The sequence below is a fragment of the Actinoplanes philippinensis genome (genome assembly GCF_900113015.1).
Taxonomy (GTDB): domain Bacteria; phylum Actinomycetota; class Actinomycetes; order Mycobacteriales; family Micromonosporaceae; genus Actinoplanes; species Actinoplanes philippinensis.
Genome location: NZ_FONV01000027.1, coordinates 42,464 through 57,133, shown reverse-complemented (window position 1 = coordinate 57,133; position 14,670 = coordinate 42,464). Strand labels below are relative to the sequence as shown.

Below are 14,670 nucleotides of genomic sequence, written 5' to 3'. Positions count from 1 at the left end.
AGGGTCAGGGGAGGCGGATCTCGGTGACCGCGGACAGTTCGCCGGTGCCGGCGCGGTAGGCGACGATCTGGTAGGCGCCGGCGAGGCCGGCGGGCGCGGTCCAGCCTTCGGTGACGGTCGCGGTGGTCAGGCCGATGCGGTCGATGAGGTGCGACTCGCCGGTCAGGGCCTTCTCCACCATGAGGTACGGCTGGACGGTGACCGCACCGGCCGGAGCGGAGGCGGTGTAGGTGCTGGTCATCCAGCCGGACGTGCCGTCCACGGTGGCGATGTTGGCGCTGCCGAGCCGGGTCACCTTGCCGGCCGCGTCGGTGAAGGCGAGCCCGGCCCGCACCTGACGTCCGGCGCCGAGGGCCTGGAAGCTCGCCACCGCGGTGTACGAGGTGCCGGCGACCACCGTGACCGGGCTTCCGGCGGTGCTGATCTGGCCGTCCTTGAGCGCGGTGACCTGCAGTGAGGAGCCGCCGACGGCGCCCGCGGCGGTGTACCGGGAGACCTTGGTGCCCGACCATCCCGGCGTCCAGCCGGCGGTTCCGGCGGTACCCGACTCCAGGCCGGCGTTGTCGGCGTCGAGCAGGTTGCCGGGGATCGTGGCGCTGCCGACGGGCAGGTCCGCGACCGGGACGCCGTTGCGGTAGACGCGGTAGCCGGCGATCGGGTTGGTGGTCGCGTAGGACTCCGGCCAGGTCAGGGTCGCGCCGGTGGCGGTGACGGCGGCGGGCGCCTCGGGGGCCTGGGCGACGGTACGGACCGCGCCGCCGATGACGCCGCTGACCGTGTTGGTGACGCCGCCGGGGCCGGTGAGCGACACATTGGCGGGACGGGTGGCCGTCTTGCGGGCGCCGAGGTGTACGCCGTACCAGGTGGTGGGCTCTGCCTGGTCGTCGGTGATCGTGTTGCTGTGGATGACGTCGTTGCTGCCGACCGACAGGCCGATGCCGCTGGTGTCGAAGTAGCCCGATCCGGTGTCGTAGGCGGTCGACCCACCGGAGCCGGCGTTGCGCACCACGTTGCCGGTGACGGTGTCCGGGCTGCTCTTGGCGGCGGTGCTGCCGTACACCAGGATGCCGGACTGGCGCGGGCGCTCGATCACGTTGTCGCGGATGACGTTGGCGCCGCCGGGGCGTACCACGTGGTCGGTGGTGCTGGTGCTGAAGTCGGACCAGCCGCCGGCCGTGCCCGCGGTGCCGTCGCCGTCGAGGTAGTCGTCGTAGGCCACGGCGATGCCGACGGTCGCCGAGTCGCGGATCGTGTTCCCGGCGACCAGGAAGTCCCGCGGCTCGGTGACGTCCCGGTTCTCGCCGGAGTGGGCGTAGTCGGAGTTCGACTTCAGCACGATGTGCGCGCCCTGCAGGTGGTTGCCGGTGACCGTGCCGCCGTAGACGGCCTCGAAGTACATGTTGCCGTACTCGCCGACACCCCGCGCCGCGGCGACCGCCGGGCTGGTCAGGACCACGTTGTCCCGTACGGTCGTGTTGCGGGCGTTGGTGAAGTCGAACGCGTTGCCGTTGATCGTCGTGTCGAAGCGGTTGCCCTCGATGACCGTGTCGCTGTTGCGCCCGCCGCCGCCGATGTTGTCCTCGCCGTCGGACTCGGCGCCGCCCCGGTTGTCGAACCGGTTGTCGAGCACCCGTACGCCGGTGGTCCCCTTCACCCACAGCTTGAAGTACTCGAAGTTGGTGAACCGCACCTGCCGGACCGTCCAGCGGTCACCGGCCGCGATCCCGCCCCCGGTGTTGGTGTGCGCGCCGAGTGTCGCGCGGAAGTCGCACGGCTTCCCCGGACGGCCGGGGGCGGTCGCGTCGTCGAAGGCGCCCGCGCCGGTACGGCAGTTGCCGTTCACGGTCAGGTCGGCGACCAGGTTGGTGCTGCCCGCCTCGGTCACGCCGTTGGGCAGGACCAGGTAGCTGTAGGAGAAGTTGCGCCAGTCCACGGTCGGGTCCATCAGGATCGTCGTGGCCGCGATCCCGGCGCCGCGCAGGTTGACGTTCGGCGGCAGCTTCAGCCCGCGGGTGATCCGGTACGTACCGGCTGACAGCAGCACCGTGGCGGTGGTGGCCGGCGTGGTGACGGTGCCGTCGGCGGCGACGACCGCCCGGGTGGTGCGCCCGGCCGCGGTGGTGATGGCCTGGGTGAGCGCCGCGTGGTCGTCGAGGGTTCCGCCGCGCGGCGCCGGGGCGGCGACACAGGTCGGGTCCGCGGCGCAGTCGGCCGCGGTGAGCGGCGCGGGGCTGCTGCCCGAGCTCAGCGAGTACGCCGCGGGGTCGGCGGCCGCGGCGCCGGTGGCCGGCAGCACCACGGCGGTCAGAGCGGCGACGGCGATCGCGATGTCACGGGCGATCTCACGGGAAACCAGGCGCATATACGTTCCGTCATCTTCTCGGCGGCAGGTAACTGAAAGTCACTGTATTGCCTGGCCCTTCCGGGAAGATCAGCCGTTCGGTGGCTTCGAACCCGGCCGAGGGATGACACGCAGTAATCGCACACCATGACGCTGAGCGCACGACCCGGATGCCACAAAACGGACTCCGGGCCGTGGTTCGACGAAACGGCGCAGCCATTGGCAAAATTGGGCAAAGAGTCCAGGAAAGCGCTTGCCAGCGCAATCCACTTTCGGCGTCAAAGCGCGGCCTGGGCGGTTTACACGATTCAGAAAACGGCTCCTGAAAATTGTTTTCGAGAGAATCTCCGAACCCTCCCGATTCCCTGACCTGCAATAACGCGATACGCGGGAACCCATCGCCACCGGGCCATTACTTTCCGCCACCGCCGTGCGATGGACACGCACCTGACGTGCTGTAGCGTCCTGCCCCGCACCGCCACGAGGGCCCTCTGGCTTGATGCGTTCGATATCTCAACCCCCTTTCTTGATATCGGGGGAGATCAGTGAGTGGAGTAACTTGATGCGCACATCTGTACGCGCCGGCCGTGCCGCGGCGTTCGTCGGCGCCGTGGCGGGATTGATCGGCCTGGGCCTCACCGGTCCGGCCATGGCGACCAGCGACTCGGCCAGCTGGAACCTCGCCGGCGGCGACAAGTGGCAGGTCAACGCCTGGCACTGCGGCACCTATGTGAACGCGTGCAACTGGACCTCGTCGACGAAGCTGCTCGGCTCCAACCCGGCCACCGCGCAGACCATCACCAACCGTGCCGAGCTGCAGGCGCACGGGGTCAGCGCGAGCCTGACCATCTCGAAGAACCCGGAAGCCACCCTGACCATGAAGAGCAAGTCGCTCGGCGAGGTGAAGTGGACCAACACCCGGGCGTGGATCGCGGACAACAGCGGCCAGATGAAGCCGAACTACAGCACCGTCTACGTGTCCACGCGCAGCTGCGGCTCCGGCAAGGTCAACGCCAGTATCACCGTTTCTGAGAAGTGCGTCGAAGCGGGCGCCTTCTAAGAATCATCCGTACGGGCCACGGCGGGCCGCCGGTTCCGCCGTGGCCGTTCATCGGTGGGAGAGACAAAAGCGTGATCAGGATGAGCTCGGGCGCACCCCGGCGTGTCCGTCCGGGACTTCTTGTCATTCTGTCGGCGGTTCTCCTCCTCGCCGGCTGCACGGAGCCGGAAGAATCGCCCGAAAAGACGTTGACCCAGGGCTTCGACATTCTGGTGAGCACGGTGAACGGGTTGTATTACCCGCCATTCCTGAGGGATGAGACCGCCGGGCCGGAAGCCAATTCGTACGCCGTGCGGATCCGCCGTCTGCTGGACTCCGAACCGCCCCAGCTGAGCGTCTCCGACGACACCGCCCGATTCTTCCGGGACGAGGCCGTCGGGGCCTCCCCGCTGTGGGGACGTCAGTGGCTGGCGCCGCTGGCCGAGGCCGGTGTCGGCGGATTGCTGAACGACGAGGACATCGCCGAGATCCGCCGGATGCAGTCCGCCGACGGCTACTACGCCGAAGCCGGCGCGGGTGCCGACGAGGGCTACCGCGTGGCCGCCACCGTCGCGGCGCTCGAGGTGCTGGCCGCAGCCGACGCCGTCGAGGACACCGACCGCCGGACCGCCGGCGCCTGGCTCACCCGGGTGGCCGAGGGGTCCGGCACGCTGCGGATCACCGCGGACGCCGTACGCGGCCTGCAGATTCTCGGTCTTGCCGTGCCGTCCTCGGCGGCGCCGGCCGTGACCGCGCCGGCCGACTTCGGCAGCCTCGACGACCGGGCCCGCTACGAGGCCCTGCTCGACGCCTACAGCACCGCCGTCATCGCGCGGGCGCAGCACGGCACGGCGTCGCTGGACCCGCGGGTCTGGGGCAACGTCCTGCAGCACAACGCCGGCACACTCGGCTTCCACGACCTCTATTACCTGGTGGTCGTCGCGGTCGCCGCCGGCGTGCCGGACGCCGACCTCGCGCCGGTCCGCGCCCGGATCGCCAGGGAGACGCTGCCGGACAACTCGATCCGCGAATCCGACACGCTCAGCGGCAGCCCGGAGGCCACACTGTTCGTCCTGCGGCTGCGCGGCATGGCGGGCGAGGCGACCACCGATGCCGGGCAGGTCGAGGCGCTGAAGGGCGCGCTGGCCGCCCAGCCGTCGGCGGGTCCGGCCGAACGGCTGCCGATCGCGGCCGCCCGGAGGCTGGCGGGCGACTCCGATTCCGCCGAGGATCTGCGGACGCTGTGTGCCGATCACCGTGCGGTGCCGGGCGCCGTCACCCCGGACAACGCCGAATGGTGGTCACGGGCGACGCTGTCGTGCGCCGAAGCCGGCATCCCGGTCGCCCCGCCACACGCGACGGCTTGGCCGCTCGACACGCCGGCCGGTGTGACGGCCGCCGGCACGCTGGTCACCGGACTCGCCGACAACGGGCACAGCGGCGAGATCCCCACCTGGGTCACCGCCGACTCGCTGCGGCAGTGGGTGGCCGACCCGGGACGCCTGCCGTCGACCAGCGCCTACGTCACGACCGTCCGCGCGTACCTCCTTCTGGGCGGTTCCGCGGACGAAAAAATACGAAACAGCGTCACGAAAGTGCTCACCGCGCGGCAGGGGTGCGCCGATCTTCCCGGTCTCTACCGGGCCGACGGCTCCGGATCCGGCTGCGACCTGAAAGCCACGTGGGCCGCCTGGAAACTCGAGCTGCAACTCGACAACCGCCTCCCCGCCCCGTCCACCCCGTCAGCGAGGCAGAAGTGATGAACACCAACACCGACTCACCGCTGCAGGTGCGCGACGTACACAAATCGTTCGCCCTGCACGGTGAGCGGATCGACGTGCTGCGCGGAGCGGATCTGTCCCTGGCCGCCGGCAAGGTCACCGCGCTCGTCGGCCGCTCCGGCTCCGGCAAGACGACCCTGCTCCAGATCGCCGGCCTGCTGGCGGGGGCCGACCGGGGTTCGGTCCGGATCAGCGGGCGGGACGTGCACGAGCTGAGCGACAACCGGCGCGCCGACCTGCGCCGCCGCTCGCTCGGCTTCGTCTTCCAGGCGTTCAACCTGCTCCCCCAGCACACCGCGGCCAAGAACGTGGCGCTGCCCCACCTCGGCGGTGGCCGCGACGCCGCCCGCCGGGCACACGAGTTGCTCGGGCGAGTCGGGCTCGGCGCGCGGGCCGGTCATCGGCCCGGCGAGCTGTCCGCCGGCGAGCAGCAGCGGGTGGCCGTGGCCCGGGCCCTCGTCAACGACCCCGTGGTGGTGCTCGCCGACGAGCCCACCGGCAATCTCGACGCCGACAGCGAGGCCGCGGTCCTCGCGCTCTTCCGGGAGATCGCCCGGGACGGCCGCGGCGTGCTGCTCGTGACCCACAGTGAGGCCGTCTGCCGGTCCGCCGACGTCGTCATCCGGATGTCCGACGGCGTCACCGTGCCCGACGTCCTCCTCGACTCGGGCGCGGGGGTGCAGCGATGAGCATCCTCGCCCTGTCCGCGGCGAACGTCCGGTCGATGTGGCGCCGCTTCGTGGGCCTGACCGCGCTGCTGACCGTCACCGTCGGGGTGTGCGTCACGGCTCTCGCCGTCTCGGCCAGCGCCGACCGCGCCGCCCACGATCGGGTGCAGGAGGGCGCCGCCAACCGCACCGTCACCGTCGAACGCGCCTTCGACCGCCCCGGAGCCCAGCCGCTCACCGACGCGGCGCTGCGTACCCTCAAGGGACTGCCGCACGTCACGGCCGTCGAGCCCCGCGCGCAGGTCTCCTTCGGTTACAAGGACGCCACGGTCATGGGCGTGCTGCTGTACGCCACCACGGTGCGCAGCTCGGTCACCCCGCCGATCGTCGGGCAGACCCGGCCGGACCTCTTCCCGCTGCGCACCGGCGAGGTGGTGCTGCCGGCGACCTCCCAGGGCAGCGACCTCTCCACGCTGCTCGGCCGGAAGATCACCGTCGACATCACCCGCCTCGTCTCCAGCGGCCAGGGCACCGGCGCGCAGGACGGCGTGACCGTGGTCGGCCTCTTCGACCCGGGCTGGCAGGTCGACGGCGCGGACGCGGCCTACGCGGACAACGACACCGTGGTGGAGTGGTCGGCCGCGCGGGCCGGGGTCACCGCGGCACAGTTCACCGCGAACGTGGGCTACGACAAGGTCAGCGTGATCGTGGACGAGGCCCGTAACGTCGACGCCACCCTGCAGCTGGTGCAGAGCGCCGGCTTCGTCGGATCGACGTTGCAGCAGGAGTTGTCCGCGCTGCCCGGGGTGCTCGCCATGATCCGTACCACCGGAACGTTGTTGCTGGCCGTCCTCGGCCTGGTCGCTCTCGTCGGCGCGATCGTGGTCACCGGGGCGCTGACCCGGCAACGGATCCGGGAGATCGGCATCCTCAAGGCCGTCGGCTTCCGCAGCGCGGCGGTGCTGGCCATGTTCGTCGGCGAGATGGCCGTCGTCGGCGTGCTCGGCGCAGCCGCCGGCGCCCTGGTCGGCGCCGCGGGCGCCGCGGCGGCGGTCACCGTCCTGCGCGGCCTGCCCGAGGCGGCGGCGTACGTCCCCGACGCCCTGCCCCTGCCGGACACCACGACCTTCGGCGGGCTCCTGCTCCTGACCGTGCTCATCACCGTCGCCGGTGCACTGCTGCCCGCCCTCCGCGCGGCCCGCCTGGCGCCCAGCGACGCGATCAAGGAATGGTAATCATGACGAAGAGCCGTCGTACGTTCGTCCTGCGCCGCGGCACTGCCGCTGCCGTCGCCTGCGCCGCCCTGCTGCTCGCGGGCTGTGACGGAGCGGCCGGGGTGGAACTCAGCAAGGACTGGTCCGGGGTCGAGGTGTTCGTGCTGTCCCGGGTCGACGACCTCACCACCGTCGTCGGTGTCGACCCGGTGGCCCGCGTCGGCAAGCCGCTCGCCGTGGTGCCCACCCAGTCCGACGACGACGAGGTGCGCAGCCCGCAGATCGTCCGGCTCACCACCGGCGAATGGATCATCAACATCCCGAAGAAGGACGGCAGGCCCAGCGCCCTCTACCGGATCGACACCGGCGGCCACTCGCTGGAGCGGGTCGGCACCGTGGAGGCCGAGCGGGCGCTGGTGCCGGTCGGCGCGGTCGTCGCCGCGCTGAGCACCGCCGCCGCCTCCACCGCGGGCAAGGCCGAGGCGCTCATGTACGACCCGGCGACCTGGAAGTCCGACCGGGCCGTGGCCCTGCCCACCGACCCCGGCCTGGCCGCCGGCGGGACCGACGACCTGTGCACGGCGACGGCCGACGGCGCCGGCAGCAAGGTGACGGTGGTGCCGGTGGGCGCCGGCCGGGCCCCGACCACCACCACGATCGCGCAGCTGCAGGTGCAGGCGCTGACCTGCGACGGCGACCGGGTGGCGGTGGCCGGCGGCACGGCGACCGGCGAGGGCGCCGGCGAAGGGGTCCGGCTCACCACCGTCGACGGCGCCGACGTGGTCACCACCGCCGCCGGCCGGGTCGACCGGATCGCGGCGACCAAGGACGCCCTCACCGTGGTGGTGTCCTCACCGGCGGGCGTACGGGTGTCGACCCTGCGCCGCAGCGACGGCAAGGTGGCCGGAACCGTCGACCTCACCGGCATCGACGGGGCGACCGGCCTGCACCAGGTCACCAAGGGCTGGCTGCTGACCTCCGGCGGCACCGCCGCGGTGGTGTCGCCGGAGACCGGCAAGGCCGAGACCTTCACCCTGCCGGGCCAGTTGCTCAGCGCCGACTGACCGGGTACCACCGATTCGCGGAAGGAGAGAGACATGGGTCCGTTCGTCGTCGGCTCCACCCTGCTGGGGGTCGCCGCCCTGACCGGCCTGGTGCTGCTGATCGTCCGTCTGGTCCGTCGCTGACCGACCCGGCCGTCATGGTGAGGCGGCGCCACGCCTCACCATGACCACGGTTGCCGGAACCAGCCAGATGAGGAAGAACGGCCACCAGCGCCTCGCCGGCGGCGTCGCCGGCCACACCGATCTGAAATGCCTGCGCCACCATGTTCAGCACCGCCCAGGCGACACCCGCTCCGAAGGCAACGTTCGACAACCGGCCGGAACCGCCCTCGGCGCGCATCAGGTGGGCGCGCAGGCTACCCAGATACCACAGGCTGATGGCACCGGCGGCCAGGAACAGCATGCTCTGCGTCCACAAACCCGGCCGGTTCGCGGTGAAGTCCGCCGCCGTCACCGGCGACCGCTCGAACGCCATCGCCACCACCGTGAGGACGACCAGAACGAATCCGCTCGCCGCGATCACCGGCCTACGGTGAACACCACAGGATGGCCGACGCGCCACCAGACCCACCGTCGTCAAGACGGGAGCCGGCCCGGCGAGCGCCGCCCGGCGATGGGTGCCGCGAGCCTCCGGCGGCGCACGACGAGGGCACGGCTCGGTGACCGCAGGTGGACGGGCCTTTCGGCCCGGTCCGCTCAGGACCTGCGGCACAGGTGACCACACCGGGCCACGGCGAATAGTCGTCCATGGAAGTTCATCAGTCAAGGAGGACGCCATGACCGCCACCGGCCGCGACGCGGCCACCCAGCTCGACCCGGCACCCGCACCCGGTAACGCACTCACCACGACAGCCGGCCGCTCACTGGCCGTCCTGCGGATCTCGCTCGGATTCGTGTTCCTCTGGGCATTCCTCGACAAGACCTTCGGCTGGAACTACGCCACTCCCGGCGAGCGTGCCTGGATCAACGGCGGCTCCCCCACCAAAGGCTTCCTCTCCGGCGTCGACGCCGGACCCTTCGCCGGCTTCTTCAACGACATCGCCGGACAGGCCTGGGCCGACTGGCTGTTCATGCTCGGGCTGCTCGGCATCGGCGTGGCCCTCGTTCTCGGCATCGGCATGCGCATCGCCGCCGTGGCCGCCACCGTGATGATGGTTCTGATGTGGTTCGCCGAGTTCCCGCCCGCGCAGACCAACGACGCCGGCGAGGCCACCCACTCGACCAACCCGTTCATGGACTACCACCTCGTCTACGCTGTCGGCGCCGTCGTCACGGCGCTCACGTACGCCGGCCACACCTGGGGCCTGGGCCGCTGGTGGGCGCACCTGCCGCTGGTCCAGCGCAACCCGTGGCTGATCTGAACAATGGCGGCGGACGCCGCACTCCCGGACGGTCGCGGCCGCGACCGTCCGGTTCTGCCGCCAAGACCGACGGAGGCAGATCCCACCTGGCTCACCCGGGCTTACGGAACGGGACCAGTGACCCTGGTGATCGGAGCGGCACCGGCGGTGTCCTGGCATCAGAAGGACTTCACGACGGTCGGGAAGGAAGAGGCCATGAACGATCTCGACGATCGCCGAGCGGAGCGGGACGTTCGCTCTCACCTGGTCGATGTGAGCCGCCCCAGCCGGTACGCCGATGTCCTGAACCGATACCTGGGTGCCGCCGGTCATCCGGCTGGAGTACCCGCTCCCGTCCCCCGGATGAGGCCGGCGGTCGCGCCGACCGGAGTCGTGCTGGTCGGCGCCGACGAGACACCGGCCGGCTGCACGGTGGTCGACCACGCCGCCATCGAGGCCGAACTGCGTGGCTGGGACCTGCGCATCCTGCACGCCCAACAGGGCAGAACTCTGAGCTCGTCCCGTGATGCGGGCGCCCGGCTGCTGCGAGGGCTGACCGACAGGGTGCATGCGGGTTCGTCGTCGGTGGCGGTCAACTGCCGGCTCGTCGTCGGTTCGGCGGCGTCATTGTTGCTGGCCGAGGCCCGGGCGACGGACCTGCTGGTGGTCGGCAGCCGCCGCAGCGCCACGAGCGCTGCCCTCGGGTTGAGTGTCGCCGATCGGCTGGCCGGGAGCCACGAGGGTGTCATCCTGGTGGTCCGCATCCCGGATCACCCTCCGGAGTCCGGCTTCGGTCAGCGGCCGGTGGTCGCCGGTGTCGAACAACGGGGAGTGCTGACCCCGGCCGCCCGTTTCGCGCTGCTGGAGGCCCAGCTCCGTGGCTGCGAACTGGTCCTGGTCAGCGCGCATCACGGCCCGGCTCCGGTGGACCGCACGGAGACCGTCGACGGGGTCGTCGTGCGTCATCGCACCGAGGACGCCGATCCGGTCGCGGCTCTCACCGACTTCTCCCAGCGGGCGGCCGCGCTGGTCGTCGGCAGGCGTGCATTCGGAGGGCACCCCGTCACCATGCTCGGTTCGGTGAGCCGCGCCGTGATCCAACGCGCGGCATGCCCTGTCTTCCTGGTCTGAAGCGACGGTTCCGGCCCGCGCGGCTCCGGGGCAGGAGCCACGTGGGCCGGAACCGGGGTGTCTCAGGAGCAGGACTTGCCCTTGTTGATACAGGTGGCGATGCGTTGCATGGTCCGGTCCGAGTTGACGTTGACGAAGTCGTTGTGGTCGGAGAACGGGTTGTGGTTCTCCTCGGGGAAGGAGTCGAGGGCGTACTGGCCCTTGAGCTGGACGTCGCGGGGGATGTCGTAGGACACGGTGATCCGTAGTTGCGGGATGGCGGTGAAGCCCTGCGGGCAGGCGCCGGTGGCCTTGTCGGCGAAGGCGACGTGCTTGCGGTGGTTGTCGCTGTCGATGTTCCTGCCGTCCCAGCAGCCGGGGAAGTCGTGCACGCGCTGCACCCGGCTGCCGGCGGGACAGATCGGGTACTTGTCGGAGAGCCGGTCGGCGAAGCCGGAGCAGCTCCAGACGGCGCGGGCGTTCGCCGGGCCGCGGCTGGTGGGTTTGGCGTCGCCGGTCAGAGCCCGCAGGAACTTCGGCATGGGTACGACCTTGGCGGTGGCGTTGCCGCGGTACTCGATGAGGACCTGTGCCGGGCGGACGATGCCGCCGGTGTTGCCGGGCAGTTCGAGGTTGGGGCCCTGCGGGTCCGGCAGCGCGGCCGGTGAGCCGGTCGGGGCGGGCGCCGCGCCGCTGCCCGGGGCCGGGATCGGCTGGTTCAGCGTGCACGCGGCGAGCCGGTCGAGGCCTTGCGGGCGGGCGGCCTGCCGGGAGATGGCGATGGTGATCCGGTCCAGCACGGCGGTGCGCTTGGCCTTCAGAGGGCCGAGGACAGCGTTGTCGACGAACGCCGGGCCGCCCTGACCGCGGGTGCTCAGCAACCGCTCGTTCGCCTCGGTGATCTGGCGGTCGAGTTCGTCGAGGTTGCGGTTCACCTCGGCGAGAGCGCGGTCGGGTACGCCGGGCAGCCTGTCTCGGACCGTGGGGCACTGGACCTGCGGCGTGGCGTCGCGGGCGGCTTTGACGCTGCCGGCGTGGTCGGCGCCGCGCATGGCGGCGTGCAGGCCGTCGTAGCTGACATCGCAGTCGACCAGGGAGACCAGCCCGGCCGGGCGGGCGCCGGCGGAGGCGAGGGTGTCGCCGATGCCACGGATCACCTCGGCGCGGCGGGTGCGCAGATCGTCGAGGACCTGCTTGTTGAGGGTGGGGTCGATGCGGCCGCGGCTGGCGGTCATCCGCCGGTCGGCGGCGGCGGTCAGCGCGTCTAGCTCGGCCAGGCGCCGGTCGACGGCGGCGCGGGCCCGGGTGGGCACGGCCGGGAGCCGGTCACCGACCGTGGGGCAGGCGACGGTCGGCTGCGTCCTGGTCAGCGCCTGGCGGATCGCGTCGCCGTTACGCACGGTCTTGTCGATACGCACGACGGGCCAGAAGTACGACGACTTGTCACCGTTGCGGCAGGTCGTGCCCGAGGCGTCGAGTTCGGCGTTGGAGGAGAACGCGGTGATGGCCTTGTTGCCGACGAAGTCGTGGACGTGCTCGGCGCCGTTCTTGATGCCGGGCTGGGCGACCGGGTTGTCCGGGCTGAACTTGCCGTTGCCGTTGGTGCCGCAGTCCACCGTGAACCGGCCGGTCGACGCGGCCCGGCCGGGCTTCGGCGCGGCCACGTTCGGGCGTACGGCCTGGATCGGCACGTACTGATCCAGGCTGGTCGCCGCGTCGGCGGTGCCCTTGCCACCCCCGGAGACGAACGTGACGGTCAGAGCCCCGGTCGCGGCCAGCACCGCCACGGCCGTGGCGATCCGGTACTTCGTGCGTTTCATGTGTCTCTCCTCGTGTGTCCGACGGCGGCGGATACGCGCCCTCGGGCGGGGAGAGATGAAGTTTCGCCGGCTACGTCATCGTTCGGTAAGAACTCGCCTCAGTTCACCGCGCGCAGCCCGGCCGGCGGGAAGATCAGCGTGCGCAGAGCGGTCTCGGCGTGCGTGTCGGCCGGGGTGACGACCGACAGGCGCTGGCCGGAGCCGTCCTGGACGGCCAGCACGTCGTAGCGCAGCGTCAGGATCCCGGCGGTCGGATGCAGGATCCGTTTGGTCCCGTTCGTACGCTCCTGGACGGTGTGATCGTCCCACCAGGCGGCGAAGTCGCTGCTGCCCCGGCGCAGGTCGCCGACCAGGGCGGTCAGGCGTGGGTCACCGGGGTGCCGGGCCAGGTTGGCGCGCAGGTTGCCCACGTACTCCCGGGCGATCCTGGTCCAGTCGAGCTGAATATCACGGCTGCCGGGGTCGAGGAACAGCTGCTCCGCCGTGTTCACCCCGGGCGTGAACCCCGGGCCGAACAGCGCGGCGGCGGCCGCGTTGTGAGCGAGCACGTCGAAGCGGAAGTCCAGGATCCAGGCGGGCGTCGCCGGCATGCTGTGCAGCATCACCTGGAGGGACTCGCTCGCGGGGGCTGGCTGGTGCCGGGGCGGCGGGGCCTCGCCGCGGGCGATCAGGTGCAGGTGGTGACGCTCGGCCTCGGACAGCCTGAGGGCCTGGCCCACGGCGTCCAGCACGGCGGCCCCGGGCACACCGACCCGGCCCTGTTCGAGCCGGATGTACCAGTCGATGCTGACGGCCGCGAGCTGGGCGACCTCCTGGCGGCGCAGCCCCGGTGTCCGGCGGCGGTCCGTCTCCGGCAGGCCCACGTCAGCCGGCCGCCGCCGCGAGCGCATGGCCCGCAGGAACGCCGACAGCTCGGGCCGGTTGGTGGCTCGGGGCGCTGGCATCGGTCCAGTCTGCCCCCGGTACGGGCGGGCGTCGACGGCCGAGGGTGGCACTGCGGACACCAGGATGCCGGGGATCTCCCTGCCGGCCGCCGCGGGACGCAGGCTCGGTGGTGTCCGCAGTTCACCACTTCGAGGAGCGCTGTCGTCTTGACTGCCATCGACAACCCGTACGCCCGTCTTCCGCAGGTCCCGGAATTCACTGTCACCAGCGCCGCGGCCGGCGACGGCCGGCCGCTGCCACTGCCGCAGATGTCCGGCGCCTTCGGCATCCCCGGCGGCGAGGACCGGTCCCCCGATCTGACCTGGTCCGGCACGCCGGAGGGGACCAGGAGCTTCGCGGTGACCGTCTTCGACGCAGACGCGCCGACGATGTCCGGCTTCTGGCACTGGGCCGTCGCCGGCATCCCCGCCACCGTGACCACGCTGCCCGCCGGGGCCGGTGACGACACCGGGCCGGGCCTGCCGCCGGGGGCGGTGCAGTTGCCGAACGACGCCCGCCTGGCGCGTTACATCGGCGCCGCCCCGCCCGCCGGGCACGGGCCGCACCGGTACTTCATCACCGTGCACGCGCTCGACGTCGAGCGGCTCGACGTGCCGGCCGACGGCACGCCGGCGCTGCTCGACTTCACGATGACCGGCCACGTCCTCGGCCGGGCCACGATCGTGGCGACGGCGGAGACCCCGGCCGGCTGACACGGGAAACGGCCGCCGGAGGGACTCCCGGGACCGGGACGGAAAGCCGCTGATCACATCGGATACTCCGGCGGCAGTTGCCCGGTCCTTCGGTGCCGGAGCCACAGCCGCCACGCCTGCACGCTGAGGGCTGTCACCACCAGACCGGTCAGCGCGCCGCCGACCGACATGTCGTGGCGGGGCTGGTCGCAGGTGTCCTGGGCGTTGTACGGGTCAGAGGCCACGTAGCGGATCTGCATCTGGGCTCCCGGCTCCTTCAGATCGCAGGTCTGCGGCGCGACCGACGTCTCGATCCGCCGGCCGTCGGCCGTGGTGAACTGCACCTTGTTGGTGTGCGTGCGGCCCCACCTCTCCACGTCGGTGACCGTGGCGGGGACCACCACGCCCTCCTTCGCGAGGTGGTAGGCCGATACCGCGGTGTGCCCGAACCACGTCCACGCCCCGATGGCGATCACCGGCAACCAGAACCGCATCCACCACACCTTCCGGTAGGCGATGCGGCCCTTCCTGCGGGTGCTCTCCGTTTCAGCAGTGCCGCCCATCCCCCGCCTCCATTCGTGGACCTCGATCCGGAAGGGACGTTTCCAGCTCACGGCGGCCCCAAACGTCCTCGGTCCCGGGCCGGACCAGGCCGTTTGAGCCGGGCACGGTGGGGC

Annotated in this window: 13 protein-coding genes; 9 read left to right on the top strand and 4 right to left on the bottom strand. The window is 71.6% G+C overall.

Annotation, left to right across the window (positions count from 1 at the left end; all coding sequences use genetic code 11):
* Window positions 1-4: 4 nt before the first annotated feature.
* Window positions 5-2,362 carry a glycosyl hydrolase family 28-related protein gene (locus tag BM290_RS43475; RefSeq protein ID WP_093621858.1) on the bottom strand — a complete coding sequence of 786 codons (2,358 nt, stop codon included), beginning with the start codon at window positions 2,360-2,362 and terminating at the stop codon, window positions 5-7.
* Window positions 2,363-2,903: 541 nt separating this feature from the next.
* Between BM290_RS43475 and BM290_RS43470 the strand changes: the two genes are divergently transcribed.
* The 8 genes from BM290_RS43470 (at window position 2,904) to BM290_RS43440 (ending at window position 10,578) form a co-directional block, all read left to right on the top strand.
* Window positions 2,904-3,401, top strand: a complete 498-nt coding sequence (locus BM290_RS43470) for a hypothetical protein (protein ID WP_203779897.1) — start codon at window positions 2,904-2,906, stop codon at window positions 3,399-3,401.
* Between the two features lie 290 nt (window positions 3,402-3,691).
* Window positions 3,692-5,140, top strand: coding sequence for a hypothetical protein (locus BM290_RS43465; protein WP_143134165.1), 1,449 nt, complete (start codon window positions 3,692-3,694; stop codon window positions 5,138-5,140).
* A complete protein-coding gene (locus BM290_RS43460; RefSeq protein ID WP_093621856.1) occupies window positions 5,140-5,850 on the top strand; it encodes an ABC transporter ATP-binding protein in 711 nt (236 codons plus the stop codon). Before BM290_RS43465 ends, BM290_RS43460 begins: the two co-directional genes overlap by 1 nt.
* The gene (locus BM290_RS43455) at window positions 5,847-7,064 is read left to right on the top strand and encodes an FtsX-like permease family protein (RefSeq protein ID WP_093621855.1); all 1,218 of its coding nucleotides are present in this window, start codon (window positions 5,847-5,849) and stop codon (window positions 7,062-7,064) included. The genes BM290_RS43460 and BM290_RS43455 overlap by 4 nt, the downstream gene beginning before the upstream one ends.
* 2 nt (window positions 7,065-7,066) lie before the next feature.
* Window positions 7,067-8,107, top strand: a complete 1,041-nt coding sequence (locus tag BM290_RS43450; protein WP_093621854.1) for a hypothetical protein — start codon at window positions 7,067-7,069, stop codon at window positions 8,105-8,107.
* 377 nt (window positions 8,108-8,484) lie between these two features.
* Window positions 8,485-8,643 carry a hypothetical protein gene (locus tag BM290_RS48885; RefSeq protein ID WP_177320140.1) on the top strand — a complete coding sequence of 53 codons (159 nt, stop codon included), beginning with the start codon at window positions 8,485-8,487 and terminating at the stop codon, window positions 8,641-8,643.
* A gap of 240 nt (window positions 8,644-8,883) precedes the next feature.
* Entirely contained in the window at window positions 8,884-9,468 is a 585-nt protein-coding gene (locus BM290_RS43445) for a DoxX family protein (protein ID WP_093621853.1), read from the top strand.
* A 342-nt stretch (window positions 9,469-9,810) separates the two neighbouring features.
* Window positions 9,811-10,578: a universal stress protein gene (locus BM290_RS43440; RefSeq protein ID WP_177320139.1), complete on the top strand. Its 768-nt coding sequence runs from the start codon at window positions 9,811-9,813 to the stop codon at window positions 10,576-10,578.
* 62 nt (window positions 10,579-10,640) lie between these two features.
* On the opposite strand, the gene BM290_RS43435 is transcribed toward BM290_RS43440, so the two are convergent.
* Window positions 10,641-12,377, bottom strand: a complete 1,737-nt coding sequence (locus BM290_RS43435; RefSeq protein WP_093621851.1) for a DUF1996 domain-containing protein — start codon at window positions 12,375-12,377, stop codon at window positions 10,641-10,643.
* Window positions 12,378-12,475: 98 nt separating this feature from the next.
* Window positions 12,476-13,321, bottom strand: coding sequence for a helix-turn-helix transcriptional regulator (locus BM290_RS43430; protein WP_093621850.1), 846 nt, complete (start codon window positions 13,319-13,321; stop codon window positions 12,476-12,478).
* Window positions 13,322-13,468: 147 nt separating this feature from the next.
* On the opposite strand from BM290_RS43430, the gene BM290_RS43425 reads away from it, so the two are divergent.
* Window positions 13,469-14,014 carry a YbhB/YbcL family Raf kinase inhibitor-like protein gene (locus BM290_RS43425; protein ID WP_093621849.1) on the top strand — a complete coding sequence of 182 codons (546 nt, stop codon included), beginning with the start codon at window positions 13,469-13,471 and terminating at the stop codon, window positions 14,012-14,014.
* A 53-nt stretch (window positions 14,015-14,067) separates the two neighbouring features.
* On the opposite strand, the gene BM290_RS43420 is transcribed toward BM290_RS43425, so the two are convergent.
* Entirely contained in the window at window positions 14,068-14,487 is a 420-nt protein-coding gene (locus tag BM290_RS43420) for a DUF3592 domain-containing protein (RefSeq protein ID WP_143134164.1), read from the bottom strand.
* Between the last annotated feature and the right edge of the window lie 183 nt (window positions 14,488-14,670).